Here is a 12500-nt window from a genome sequence, read left to right on the forward strand (position 1 = left end):
CATTCCGAATGCGAGTAATCGCACTCATCTTATTGATATTGTTATGTTATAGGGTGATTGGGGGCGGAATGCCCGCCCCCCTGCTGGAACACGTTACTCTGCGGCCAGCATCGACGCGCCTTCAGCAGGCAGGTCATCCGTCAGGAATGCAGGAAGGTCAGCCTCACTGACGCTGTCGGCCACTTCGGCATCGACATCCGCCCCCTGCCCTTCGGCATGGCCCTCACCGTCCAGCGCCACGAGATCGTTCCGGCGCAGGACCTCGGGCAACCAGCCGCTGCCCTTCAGCAAGCGCTCGGCCTCACTGGCCATCTCGCCTTTCTTCAGGTGATCGAGGAGTTGGGCAGTCCCCTCCCCTTTCGCCTCGCGCACGGCCTCGAGGATGCGGGCCTTGGGCACGCGGTTGAGATAGGTGTCCACCGTCGGCTCCCATCCCGCCTCCACCATATCGAGACCTGTCGCGCGCGCCACGAGATCGGCATGCGCCATACGACGGGTCAGTCCGCCTGCGGAGATGCCTGCCCCGTATGGGTTCACCTTCTCATGCAGCGCATTGACGCCGAAGCTGAGGCAATGCGCCAGCAAGGCCAGCCGACTGCCCTGGTCGAGGACCGTCAGATAGTCCCAGAGTGCTGCATCATCGCCAAGCGGCAGATCGGCTTCCCATTCCGCGTGACGCTCGTCGACCAGCTTGGCCACCACGCTGTCCTTGAGATCGGGCGCCTGCGCCGACATGTAGACGTGACGCACTGAGGCTTCGAGACAGCTGCCCGAAGCAGAGGAGGTGCGGAAGGTGTCCGTCACCAGCTTCAGCAGCAGCAGCGTCAATGCCACGTCGGGAGAGCGCCCGATCGCTTCACGCAGCGCCAGCGTCCGGTGGGCCGTCAACTCAATGACCAACCGCTCGGGCAGTGGCTTCAACGCCCCGTCATCCTCATCCTCTGGCAGGTCGCCACCAATTGGCTGACCACCCGACATGATGATGGTTCCGACATGAGCGGCACTGTCATAGCTATCGATGGGATCACGATCATCCCCCTGCCCCGCCACCGCAGGATCAGTACCGTCCTGGACCGCGGTCTCGTCAACGGGCTCATCCTCTGGACGCACATACCCGCGATAGACTGCCAGAGCGCCGTAACGGTCGAGCGTGACGAACGCCCCGGCTCGCCCGATCTCCTCCGCATGGAAGATCAACGGCCGGGTCTCGATCTTTTCCATCTCCGTTTCCAACACGCCAAGTCGCGTGTCGACCTCGTCGGGGATTTCATCCTGACCCGCGTATTCCTCCTCGAGCGCCCGGTACTCGGCGAGCAGCTTGGCATGGGCCGCACCTTCGTCATCCGTCATAGGTGCCGGATCGCCGGACAGGGATCGCAGGCCATGGCTGTAGCCGTAGGGCAGGTCGAGTGCAACCTCGATCCACTTCCAGCCCTCAACCGCAACTGTCTCAGCCTCGGCCTGGAGTTTTTCCGTCACCAGCCGATCGAGCAGGGCTGGGTCCTCGAGCCACCCACCGTCATCGCCCTGGAAGAGATCATGCAGCATCGTGCCGCCCGCCGCTTCATAGGCATCAACACCCACGAAGACCGCACGCCGGTCTGACGCCCGGACCGAGGTCTCGGTCAGCATGCGTCGGATCTGGAATGGCTCCTTGTTCCAGGATGAATGGATCACATCCCAGACCTGAACCTGACGCGCGTGATCAGGGTTCACGGTGAAGGCCATGAGCTGCTCCAGCGTCATGCCATCCTCGGCATAGATCTCAAGCAGGGCAGGGGCGACGGAAGCGAGTTTGAGGCGCTGCTTCACGATCTGCGGCGTCACGAAGAAGGCTGCAGCAATCTCTGCATCGCTCTGCCCCTTGTCGCGCAGCGCCACAAATGTGCGGAACTGGTCGAGCGGGTGCAGGGCGACGCGCTGCATGTTCTCGGCCAAGGAATCGTCCTCGGCCAGGATGTCGGACGCAGCATCCCGCACGATGCAGGGAATGGGCGTGGTCTTTGCCAAACGCTTCTGCTTCACCAGCAGGGACAAGGCTTGGAAGCGACGACCCCCGGCCGGGATCTCGAAGTTGCCGGTCTCGGTCCCATCGTCAGCCAACACGGGCCGCACGCTCAGGCTTTGCAAGAGACCGCGGCGGGCGATGTCCTCGGCCAGTTCCTCGACGGACACGCCAGCCTTGATGCGCCGCACATTGGACTGGCTCAGCACCAGCTTGTCGAAAGGGATATCCCGTGAAGGGGACAGGGTGATTTTCTGGACAGCTTTGGTCATCAGATCTTCTCCACGACGGGCGCCGGAAGCCACTCTCCCGATCTCACTTCCCGTCACCCTCAAACCAACACTCCTTTCCCTCTCGATGACCTTATGGTTGGAACTATCCGGGAAAATTTGCCGGAGGATCGAAGACTACGCTCAATTACAAACTGGTTGAGTGAGCGTGATAAGACCATCACGTCCCTTGCCTCATCATAGCGTCGAGGTAGGCGTTGTTGTTTTTCACCTGTCCTGTGCTGGCTCTCAAAATTAATTCGTCGAGTGCAATAAGGAGCTGCCCTGGACCTCGTTCTCTAAGGTGTTTCATGATCCTGCCCTGTTCTATTCTTAGCAATCTTCCGACATCGGCCAATATTTCGAGAACTGATTGATGATCTCTTGGTTCATGCGGGAAGAAGTCCGATACGTTTTTCAGGTCCGTCCATGCCATAATTGTTGGATCTCGGCGTTCCTGAAAACCAGATGTGCAGTGTGCATCTGCTCTATCTTTTTTTATATTCAATCTTGTGGGTTCTACGTGCCGGACATTTTGTCCGTCGTCGCCGGACATTTGGTCGGGCATTGTTTCCTGAGCGTCATGGTTTCCGGCCGGAAACTCTCTGATGGTCGCTCCGACCAACTCTGCCAGCCTCTTGATAAGCTCTATGATTTCGTCGGCTTTGAGAGTTGCACGGCGTAGGATGTTTCGTACGTTCTGGAGAAATGAGACAGTCTCAACATCCTTTGCTTGGCGCAAAGCCTCGACACGAAGAGCCAGTGCCTCCGCCTTGAGTGACCGTAGCTTTTCCTGATCGCCCACAAGCTGTTCTGCGTGTTCGGTGAGCTCTCTTTCCCGATTATACATTGGCTGCAGATCGAAGCCAAAGGCATCTCTGATCAATCCACCGTAGCGAAGAGGGAACCGTTTGCGGGTTGCGCTATCCCTGCGCTGGATCAGCCCGGCATCCACGAGGTGTCCGATACACCGTCGAATCGTTCTCTCGTTCAGGCCGTTCGTTCTCTCAGACAATGATGCGTTTGAGGGAAAGACGATAGTCATTGGAGCTGTTTGTCCGGCCTTCTTCGGCATGAAGCTGATCAAGGCCTGCAGTGTTACCAGGTCATTTGGTGTCAGACCGAGTTCTTTGCGAAGCGCTCGGATCGGCTCGATTACCCTGTACGGGTTCGTACCGGGTACAGACGATCGTTCCGCCAAGGCGGGTGTGTGAGAAAATACCTGTCTCATGATGATTTCGGCTGAAAAAGCTTCCCCGTTCACCGCGAACGGTGTTGAAAACGATTCGGCTTCGGGGTATCAATCAGGTGTCTAAGCTAATCGAGGCCCTTCGGAAGCACTGCTTTCGGGGGGTCTTTCCTTTTCTGGCCTGTCCTCCTTTCTGCTCAGTTTTTGTTATCGTCTATGTCAGGACCATCAAGATCCTGATCCCTGCCGGAGACTGGGTTACCTATGGGTTCCATTTTCTCTGGGGTAATGATCTGCCCTGGACCAGCGGCCTTCGCGTTCGCCAACGCTAGAAGAGCGGCCTCTGGATTCTCAGAGATCCACTTATGAAGCCCGTCATCTCCGTTCTTGACGGTGATGATCACGTTTCTTTTGGTGACCTTCACCATCCCGAGTTTTGTCTTGATCGCCGATGGGGCAGGGGGCTTGTGCTGTTTCAGGAGCCCTTCGAAGATCGCAAAGCGTTCGTCGGAGGTCTTGCCTGAACCTCTGGATTCCATGAGAGCGTCATGGAATTCTCGGTTTCCGGCCGGAAACCCTTCATCTCCAGAGAAGCCAAGGCTCTCATAAGACTTTGCGGCAGCATACCAACGATCCCGTCCAACCCCGGGTGCCGCCCCGATCTTTTGGATGAGTTCAGTCGGAATACAGGAAGTGACTTGTTTCATGCGAGCAAGTCCCGTGAGCTTGTCACCGGCTTTCCTGGCTTTCTGATCGATGTTGAGGGCGTCACAGACCAGTCCCTCATCCTTGCCGGACTCTATGAGAGAACGTGCAAACAGGGCTTTCTCGATCCAGCTGAGGTCTTTTCGGAAGCTGTTCTCTTGGCCTTGTGCAAGAATCGCTTGATCCTCATCCAAGCCTCTGATGAGAGCCTTTGCGGGCTTGCCAATAAGTCGAAGGGCCGCTAATCGCCTGCGCCCATAGATGATCCTGTACCGGCCCCCTTCGGGACTCAGAAGTATCGGGATAAGCTGTCCCTGCTTGTCAATGCTTTCAGCCAGTTCCCTGATGTCATCTTCGTCATCCAGGGCCAGACGATCCTGGAACTCGGAATCATCAATAAGGTCGGTACTGATTTCTTGAATTGAAGATTGTGCCGCATCCTGAAGAGAACGGGCCATTCCCGAAAGGGCAGGGGCTCGTGACTGGGTTCGAGTCGGAGAAATCGACGAGCTCTGCTGCTTTTCTTCATCCTCGGGAATGTCGAATGTGACTTTGCGGGCCATTACTTACGCCCCCATGCCGTTTTGATGAGCCCTTCGACCTCCGCCACAACCCCGTTGATGGACTCGATAGCCCGATCGTACGTCTGGCGATGAAAATCCGTTCTAGCGATCTCGAACAGTGTCTGTTGCGTGAGCCCAGCGTCAGAGACTGCAGAGGATTTCAGGAAAGGCTGAGTAAGAACGTCATCCGTGAACATGGTCCGCAGGAATGCCGCCATCTGGGTTTGAGGGCCGTCATTGGGCTCGAAACGAGTGATTAGAAATCTCATGAAGTCCCAGTCGGGCGATGCGCCCACATCAGCAATTGTTGCCATGAGGCTGGATGTGAGCTGCAGGAATTGGGCCATCGAGGCGACGTCAAGCATGCTTGGAATGACAGTGACGACTAGGGATGTCGACGCCACCAAAGCCGATAGTGTGGTAAACCCGAGTTGCGGTGGGCAGTCGATGACGACAATATCGTAGTCTGGCTCAACTTCATTAATGCAAAGGGCAAGCCGCTGATAGAACGGCGGCCTGATATTGTTTCGAAGGGCGTGTGCGGTTTCGGTCTCGAACTCAGAGAGCAACAAGCCGGCCGCGGCTAGATCGAGGTTGTGGAAATACGTTTTGCGCACAACGTCTCTAAATGGGATAGGGTCCTCGTACCGAAGGGCATCGTACACCGTTCCGGCCTCAGGGAAGTCGATTTCCGGCCGGAAACCGAACATGGTGGTCATTGAGGCTTGTGGGTCGAGATCGATTGCCAGAACTCGATAACCATCAAGGGCAAGCTTTTGGGCCAGATGGATCGCCGTTGTCGTCTTCCCAGCGCCCCCTTTGAAGTTGGCGATCGAAATGATCTGGATATGCTCCCCATCCCGACGACGAGGAACGATATGCTGGAACTTGGTGCTTGACCGGGCTATTTCGTGGCGCGCTATATCGATTTGCTCTGCAGTGTAGAACCTGCGGCCGCGGGCGTCTGTCTCGATATCACCGAGATCGAGCTTGTCCTCGAAAAACATCTTCCGCAAAAAATCTTGGCTTACACCGAGGATCTGGGCAACTTCCGTGGATGAGAAGCGTCTGAGAGCCTTTCGTTCATCAGGTAGAAACGACTTGCGCATATTCACATCAAGCGATTTGCTTAGACGTGTCGCCATCGTCTGGATCTTTTGATCCATTCTGATCCGCTGCTCGTTCATGCCCGTCCCGCCGCCCGTCTTCCGGGTCTATCTTGAGAAGGAACGCAAAACCGCCGGAAACTGATGGTTAGCGTTCTTCCGCAAAAATGTCAGGAAAGCGTTTGACAGGCAAGGATTTTTTCAGATGGTGGGCCGGTATCCGGTGAAATCATTTATTTACAATGACTTATCTTATTTCTCGGATCCAGCGCGTCAAGTGCTTGTGTCGCTGCCATCACTTAAACGCAAGATGTACCCGATTCACATAGGCGGTTTTGCTTCCAAAGAACGAATCTGAGTCTCTTAAATCATTCCCAGTCTCTCAGCCCGTTCCAGCAGCATCTTGACCGATGAGGGCTGCCATCTCGTTCGGCCACGTGGTGTGCGTTCGCGCATAGATTCCAGCCGTTCACAGATCGCTTGAAGCGTGATGTCGGGATCTGCGCCCTTGATGCCAGCAATAATTGCGGGCAGGCGGTCGTCGGTTTCGCGGCGCCCGGCGCGGGCCAGCACCTCGGCAGGCAGGAAGCCGTCGCGGACATAGGCCTTCACAGCGCGCAGCAGGCGGCTTTGGGTCCAGCGACGCGCCTCGGGCAAGGGGCCGTTGACGATGCGCACCACGTCTTCCCAAGCCAAGTCGGGGCGTAACCGGCGCACATGGGGCACCCAATCTTGTGCCGTCTCGTTCAGACGCTCCATGTAGCCGTCCTGTCGCGCCAGCCGCACCTTGCGAAGAGCGGTTGGGTCTTTGGCCCGCAGCCCAGGGTTCCCGCCCACGCGGCCCTTTGTGCGCGCGCTGGCGAGGCCGGCCTTGGTTCGTTCCCGGATAAGGGCGCGCTCAAACTCGGCCGCAGCCCCCAGCACTTGCAAAGTGAACTTGCCCTGCGGGGATCCGGTGTCGATGGGGTCTTGAATGGAACGAAAGAAAGCACCCTTGGCCTCCAGCCGCTCGATCACCTCCAGCAGATGTGACAGGGACCGCGCGAGGCGGTCGATCCGTACGACAACCAGCGTGTCGCCCTTGCTAATGCGCTCCAGCAAGCGGGCAAGCACCGGCCGGGCACGATTGCCGCCTGAGGCGTGCTCTTCGAAGATCTCGACGCATCCCGCAGTTTGCAGGGCCTCAGACTGGGGCAGGGGGGTCTGATCCTCTGTGGATACGCGCGCATAGCCTATCAGGGGCATGAAAATCGGCCGTTTGCAATTTCATATACCGTTACTAAACGACCGATTGATAGCGACGAGAGGAGAAAGGTCGCATGATGGCTGATCATCGCCCACGATCAGCTTCCATTGACCAAAGCTGAACATTGGCATATATTGCCAATGAAGGAGACCTGAACCATGGTGACACGCAACGTAGTCCTCACCGAAACCCAAGACCGTCTGGTTCAAGCACTGGTGGCGTCCGGGCGCTACCAGAATGTGAGTGAAGCCATGCGCGCTGGCCTGAGGCTGCTCGAGCAGGAAGAAGCACAGCTGGCCGGGATCCGGAAGGGTCTCCTAGAAGGTCTGACGCAGGCCAAGGCGGGTGATCTTGCGGAGGGCAGCGGCAAAGATGCGATCCGGAGGGCCTTTGCGTCTGCGCGCACGCGTTCATGAGTCGATCCTTCCGGCTGACCCGTCGTGCGGAAGCCAGCCTCACCGAAATCGCCAGGTGGACGATCGAAAATTTTGGGCTGCGCCAAGCAGAGCTCTACGAGGCGGAATTGCTCAACTGCTGTGAAAGTATTCTGAACGGCCAGGCCCATAGCCGGAGTTGCGCAGTTCTCGTTGATGATGTCGAAGACCTGCGGTTCATAAGGTCAGGGGAACATTTCCTGGTGTTCCTAGATCAGCCTGACGAGGTCATCATCGTGGATATCCTGCATTCCCGCAGTGATCTTCCGCGTCATGTCGCAGCGTTGGCAGCCCTCAGAAATGTCGACCTATAGCCCTGCGGCTTTGGTCAGGTTCACCCGGAACCGGTCGCGCCGTCGCTGATAGCGGCGGGTCATCTCGGCCGAGGCGTGGCCAAGCTGCTTCTGGACGTAGCGCTCGTCGACTTCGGCGGAGCTGGCGAGACCGGCGCGCAACGAATGGCCGGAGAACAGCGCCAGGCGGTCTTTATCAGGCAGGTCCGACCGGATGCCGGCGTTCAGAACCGTGCGCTTGATCAGGCGCGCGACATGCTTGTCGTTTAACCTGGTTTCAGATGCCCGCTTGCCATCGCGCGAGGTGCCGACAAAGACCGGACCAAAGTCGATCTTGGCAAAGTGCAACCATTGTTCCAAGGCATGCACAGGGCAGGTCTGCTGCTTCGAGCCGCGGCCAATTTCGACCTCGCGCCAGCCGGTCTTTGCGTTCAGGGTGAGAAGGGCGCCTTCCTTCAATATTTCGATCCAACCGCCAGAGTCCGGCGTATCGTCCTTGTGAACGTCTAGGCTGATAATTTCGGAGCGGCGGAGGCCCCCTGCATAACCGAGCAACAGGATTGCCCGATCCCGCAGCCCGCGCAGGTCAAAGGGTAGGGTCGCCACCATCGCGAGAATGTCTTCGGCCAGGATCGCTTCTTTCTGCACCGGCGGGCGCGCGTGCTTGCGTTTGATCCCGGCCAGCACTGTGGCGATGTGGCGGTTTTTGCGATCGAGGGCAAAGCCGCGCTGCGCATAGTTCCAGGCGAGGCCGGAAAGTCGACGCTCAATTGTCGACACCGATAGAGCAGGGGAGGGGCCCGAACCGCTGGCCAGATCGGCAATGTAAAGCCCGATCATCTCCGGTGATGGAGGCAGCGGTTCCGCACCCTTCATACGACACCAGCGCGCAAAATGCGCCCAATCCTTAGCGTATGCTCTTAGCGTGTTCTCCGACGCCGCGGCACGGGCATAGTCGCGGGCGGTGTCGATTAGCCGGTCAAGCGCACCGGAGCCCGCCACAAAGGAAGGCAGGCTCAAGGCTTCGCCGTCAGGGCGATCTCTCTCGGTGTCTTCGTTGTACGAAGACCCGATTGGCGGCACTGACCTAGATTTCTCGTTGTTTTCCGACATGACCCTGAGCGTATTCATTTATGCCCGATAATGCAAACTTATTGGACATATTGGAGACCGTCAAAGCGGGGCGGTTAGATCGCTATTTTCTGGCGGAAAGCGCCGCGCGAGTGTAGGCTCTGGGCATGACATTTGCACGGCCCGATCACAGAAGCGACCCAGAGACACTAGACCGGATGCCGACCTGGGTCACTTCTGCGCAAGCCGAAATCCCGGAAGATGTTGCGTTTTTGTCGGGTGCTGCGCTGAACCACCTGCATCTTGTGTTGGGGTGTGAGAGGGTGCCCCAAGCCTTGTTGCGGGACCGGCTGGCGCTCCGCGCAGCCGAGGCCTGTGTCGCGTTTTCCGGGCGGACGGAGAGGGCAGGGGAGCTGCGCGATGCCGTGCTCCTGCTGCGTTCCGGCGACCTACCCGGACCGGCGGGGGAAACCTGCCTGGCCTGGCGGCGCGCGGTGGAGCGGCCGGTGTCGGTCAAGGCTCTCGGCCGGGTAGTGTCGCAAAGTTTCCGGTTCCGTGGTGGCCCCGAATATGTCAGCACTGTCAGTGAGTTGGTGAAAGGCAGTTGACGTGATCGAGTTTAAGGGCGTGCACTATCCGAAGTCTGTGATCCTGCATGCAGTATTCTTCTATCTCCGCTACGCCGTGTCCTACCGTGATCTTGAAGAAATTCTAGTCGAGCGCGGCGTCACAGTTGACCACGCCACCCTGAACCGCTGGGTGGTGAAGTTCGCGCCGCTCATCGCCGCCAGGGCGCAGTCCCGAAAGCGACCCACTGCGAACTCCTGGCGGATGGACGAGACGTACATCAAGGTGAAGGGCCGCTGGACGTACCTTTACCGGGCCGTCGATCGCGACGGACAAACACTGGATTTCATGCTGTCCGAGCGCCGGGACTTGGCCGCCGCCCGGCGCTTCTTCAAGCGAGCGATTGGTTCGAACGGCGTGCCCGACCGGGTCGTCATCGACAAGAGTGGCGCCAACCTGGCCGGTTTGCAGGCGGTGAACGCAATCCTGAAATTTACCGGCGGTGGCCGCACAGTCGAGATCCGGCAGGTCAAATATCTGAACAATATCCTTGAGCAGGACCATCGTTTTATAAAGCGGATCACCGGCCGGATGATGGGCTTCAAGTCCTTCGAATCGGCCTCTGCTACCCTCGCCGGGATCGAGACTGCCCACATGATCCGCAAGGGGCAGATCCCCGCCAATGGGACCACTGCCTTCCAGACCTTCGCAGCGCTAGTAGCATAATTCTGTCCGCAAATTAGGCTATGCCAACACTCGACAAAGTTTGCGACGGAACCCGTGAAAGTGACCTTGTCTTCGCCAGCACCCCGATCCCGCACGCGTGGCACCTTCACGGGCACCGGACCAATGCCGGTCATCACCTCGCGTTCGGGCAGATGACCGTGTCGGACCAGGCGTGCCCGCCCGTCCTCGAGCTTGTCCCCGGAGAAGGCGTTCATGAGCGCGGCCAGCTCGGCGTGGATCGCCTGTTCGATCAGCTTGCGCGCTCCATCGCGCAGAATGTCGGTGAACGGGTCGGAGCCAAATCCTGATGGATCGGGCAGTTCAGTGATGGTAGTCTCTGGCATGTGGCATATCCCTTTCTCGGCTGAGAATTGACGGCGTCTGAACACCGCCATGATATGCCGCCCCTCAGGGCATCACCAACTTTCGCGCGTTTCTCCGCGCGGCAAGCTTTCGGGCAATGACCAGGCCTTGCGGCGCGCGCGCGGCTTGCGCATCGAAGGGTCTGGTTCGCTGGCCGCAATCCTGTCCTCGACGGCGGCGATTTGCGCCTGCGTCTCGGCGATGGCGGTTTCCAGATCTTCCAGCGCCAGCTCCAGCTGCGCAGGGTCCAGCTTCTCGGATTTCGGCCCGAACTTGGTGCGTCGATATTCCTGAACCTGGCCTTCCAGCTTCTCGATCAGAGCCTTCAACTCGGTGATGAAGGCCTCTTTTTCGGCCACCACCACCGCGTGGTGTAGCCCAGGGCTTCGCAACGCAATGGCTATGGACTTACAACAACGACCGCCCGAACATGGGCATCGGCGGCATCACACCCGCCCAGAAACTGAAAATGGCCGCGTGAATTCTACGGATGCACCCCGCTAAGAATGGGGGGATTACCCCGGGGCCATGGACTTCGGGAACTTGTTCAGAACATTCGAGATTTTATGGAGCCAGCAGCGCTGGTGACGGGTGCCTGGGAAGACTGCATCAACGGCCTTCCAGAACCCAAGAGCACCGTCCCCGACTGCCACCTCGGGCGCGATAGCCAGTCCACGGGCCTTGATATCAATGAGCAATTCCCGCCAACTCTGCGCGCTCTCGCGGATACCCACATGGAAGCCGAGCAACTCTTTCCTGCCCTCAGGCGTCGCCCCGATGATCACTAGGATGCACTCGGCCTCGGGTTCCATCCGCGCCTGCAGGTAATCCCCATCCGCCCAGATGTAGACGTAGCGGCGGGCCCAGAGATCCCGGTGCTGCCAGCGATCATATTCTTCTTGCCAGCCCGCCGTGAGACGCGAAATCACGCCCGGCGTCAGGTTTGGCGCGTCTGCCCCAAGGATGGCAGACAGCGCCTCTTGAAAGTCGCCGGTGGAGATGCCGCGCAGGTAAAGCGCCGGAAGCAGGGCATCGAGACTTTCGGACCGCCGCGCCCATTTGGGCAGGATGTTGGAGGTGAAACTGATCTTCGCCTCGACGGGGAGGCCCGTCGCCCGATCGCGCACCTTCTGCCGCCGGACCTCAACGGCCCGATCCCGGTCTGGATCACCCGTTCCGGCCCGGCACCGTGCCGAACGATGCGTTGGCGGCCATCGACAAGCCGGTCCTCGGAAAACTGCGCGACAAAACTGTCGGCTTCCGCTTTTAAAGCCGCCATCAGCATGCGGCGCGCCCCGTCGCGGGCGATCTCGGTCAGCGGATCAATGATTGAACCAGGCTGGCGGAAGGGGATGATCGTGGTATCATCTGTCATAGGCGTATCGCTCCTCTGGAGGTTCTGGCTGGCCTAGACACCTGCCACGATACGCCGCCTCCTCAAATCCCATCACCCAGATTCACGCATAGCCCCGTCACCCCAGGGCTATCGCGTTTGGTAACCCATGGGCAAAATACGAGAACATATCATGACCAAAAAGGCACGCCTCGTCGTGTTCGATGCCGGAATTCCATGTCAAAAGACTTCAACGCGACCACCCAGACCCAAGCGCGTCAGAGCTCGGTGCCAGGAAATCTATTCCTACCTTGCGAACAACTTCGACGCGCTCGTCGACTACGGCCATCGACACCGGAATGGCCTCGCAGTTTCGTCGTCCCGGGCAGAAGGCTGTGTTGATGACATCGGCAACACCCGCACGGGCAAGCGACGGCGCATGAGATGGTCACCGCGGGGCGCGCGTCGGGTTGCCGTCACTCGGGGCGCCGTGCTTGACGGAAGGCTAGGCGTCTCAAAGCGGGCCGCTTGACCTCCAGCTTTTGCCCACTCCCAAAGACAGCAATTATTGACCCTTTCCCGAGCCATTTGAATCGCACTCACGGCTTGAACTTGGTCCGCATCTTCGCT

9 protein-coding genes and 5 pseudogenes are annotated in these 12500 nt (G+C 58.8%); 5 read left to right on the forward strand and 9 right to left on the reverse strand.

What is annotated here, in order from left to right:
- Positions 1 to 93: 93 nt before the first annotated feature.
- The 5 genes from TRIHO_RS09895 to TRIHO_RS09915 all read right to left on the reverse strand — a co-directional run bounded on the left by TRIHO_RS09895 (position 94) and on the right by TRIHO_RS09915 (position 7082).
- Positions 94 to 2277, reverse strand: coding sequence for a ParB/RepB/Spo0J family partition protein (locus TRIHO_RS09895; protein ID WP_068242622.1), 2184 nt, complete (start codon positions 2275 to 2277; stop codon positions 94 to 96).
- A 178-nt stretch (positions 2278 to 2455) separates the two neighbouring features.
- Positions 2456 to 3505, reverse strand: a complete 1050-nt coding sequence (locus TRIHO_RS09900; protein ID WP_068242624.1) for a helix-turn-helix domain-containing protein — start codon at positions 3503 to 3505, stop codon at positions 2456 to 2458.
- A gap of 155 nt (positions 3506 to 3660) precedes the next feature.
- Positions 3661 to 4731, reverse strand: a complete 1071-nt coding sequence (repB, locus tag TRIHO_RS09905; RefSeq protein WP_068242626.1) for a plasmid partitioning protein RepB — start codon at positions 4729 to 4731, stop codon at positions 3661 to 3663.
- On the reverse strand, positions 4731 to 5918 hold the full coding sequence (repA, locus tag TRIHO_RS09910; RefSeq protein WP_068242629.1) for a plasmid partitioning protein RepA: 1188 nt from the start codon (positions 5916 to 5918) through the stop codon (positions 4731 to 4733). Before repA ends, repB begins: the two co-directional genes overlap by 1 nt.
- A 282-nt stretch (positions 5919 to 6200) precedes the next feature.
- Positions 6201 to 7082 (reverse strand): recombinase family protein, encoded by an 882-nt coding sequence (locus TRIHO_RS09915; RefSeq protein ID WP_068242631.1) that lies wholly within the window; start codon positions 7080 to 7082, stop codon positions 6201 to 6203.
- Between the two features lie 159 nt (positions 7083 to 7241).
- On the opposite strand from TRIHO_RS09915, the gene TRIHO_RS09920 reads away from it, so the two are divergent.
- Complete coding sequence (locus tag TRIHO_RS09920) at positions 7242 to 7499, forward strand: type II toxin-antitoxin system ParD family antitoxin (RefSeq protein WP_068242634.1); 258 nt, start codon at positions 7242 to 7244, stop codon at positions 7497 to 7499.
- The gene (locus tag TRIHO_RS09925) at positions 7496 to 7831 is read left to right on the forward strand and encodes a type II toxin-antitoxin system RelE/ParE family toxin (RefSeq protein WP_068242637.1); all 336 of its coding nucleotides are present in this window, start codon (positions 7496 to 7498) and stop codon (positions 7829 to 7831) included. Before TRIHO_RS09920 ends, TRIHO_RS09925 begins: the two co-directional genes overlap by 4 nt.
- Here TRIHO_RS09925 and TRIHO_RS09930 read toward each other — a convergent pair.
- A complete protein-coding gene (locus TRIHO_RS09930; RefSeq protein ID WP_106406179.1) occupies positions 7826 to 8923 on the reverse strand; it encodes a tyrosine-type recombinase/integrase in 1098 nt (365 codons plus the stop codon). The genes TRIHO_RS09925 and TRIHO_RS09930 overlap by 6 nt on opposite strands.
- Positions 8924 to 9048: 125 nt before the next feature.
- On the opposite strand from TRIHO_RS09930, the pseudogene TRIHO_RS09935 reads away from it, so the two are divergent.
- Positions 9049 to 9417 (forward strand): annotated as a pseudogene (locus TRIHO_RS09935) (DUF1403 family protein); the annotation flags it as partial.
- Positions 9418 to 9490: 73 nt separating this feature from the next.
- Entirely contained in the window at positions 9491 to 10174 is a 684-nt protein-coding gene (locus tag TRIHO_RS09940) for an IS6 family transposase (RefSeq protein WP_068242643.1), read from the forward strand.
- 44 nt (positions 10175 to 10218) lie between these two features.
- Here the strand turns inward: TRIHO_RS09940 and TRIHO_RS23245 are convergent.
- The 3 pseudogenes from TRIHO_RS23245 to TRIHO_RS09955 form a co-directional block, all read right to left on the reverse strand.
- Positions 10219 to 10518, reverse strand: a pseudogene (locus tag TRIHO_RS23245) (IS256 family transposase); the annotation flags it as partial.
- Positions 10519 to 10608: 90 nt separating this feature from the next.
- Positions 10609 to 10905: pseudogene (locus TRIHO_RS09950) on the reverse strand (transposase domain-containing protein); the annotation flags it as partial.
- A 153-nt stretch (positions 10906 to 11058) separates the two neighbouring features.
- Positions 11059 to 11912, reverse strand: a pseudogene (locus TRIHO_RS09955) (IS256 family transposase); the annotation flags it as partial.
- Between the two features lie 232 nt (positions 11913 to 12144).
- Between TRIHO_RS09955 and TRIHO_RS23250 the strand changes: the two are divergent.
- Positions 12145 to 12402, forward strand: a pseudogene (locus TRIHO_RS23250) (ISKra4 family transposase); the annotation flags it as partial.
- Positions 12403 to 12500: the final 98 nt, after the last annotated feature.

It is taken from the genome of Tritonibacter horizontis (assembly GCF_001518015.1).
GTDB lineage: Bacteria > Pseudomonadota > Alphaproteobacteria > Rhodobacterales > Rhodobacteraceae > Epibacterium > Epibacterium horizontis.

Coding starts and splice junctions, on each gene's coding strand:
- TRIHO_RS09895 (WP_068242622.1), bottom strand. CDS start 2,277: ATGACCAAAGCTGTCCAGAAAATCACCCTGTCCCCTTCACGGGATATC.
- repB (WP_068242626.1), bottom strand. CDS start 4,731: ATGGCCCGCAAAGTCACATTCGACATTCCCGAGGATGAAGAAAAGCAG.
- TRIHO_RS09920 (WP_068242634.1), top strand. CDS start 7,242: ATGGTGACACGCAACGTAGTCCTCACCGAAACCCAAGACCGTCTGGTT.
- TRIHO_RS09915 (WP_068242631.1), bottom strand. CDS start 7,082: ATGCCCCTGATAGGCTATGCGCGCGTATCCACAGAGGATCAGACCCCC.
- TRIHO_RS09925 (WP_068242637.1), top strand. CDS start 7,496: ATGAGTCGATCCTTCCGGCTGACCCGTCGTGCGGAAGCCAGCCTCACC.
- TRIHO_RS09930 (WP_106406179.1), bottom strand. CDS start 8,923: ATGTCGGAAAACAACGAGAAATCTAGGTCAGTGCCGCCAATCGGGTCT.
- TRIHO_RS09900 (WP_068242624.1), bottom strand. CDS start 3,505: ATGAGACAGGTATTTTCTCACACACCCGCCTTGGCGGAACGATCGTCT.
- repA (WP_068242629.1), bottom strand. CDS start 5,918: ATGAACGAGCAGCGGATCAGAATGGATCAAAAGATCCAGACGATGGCG.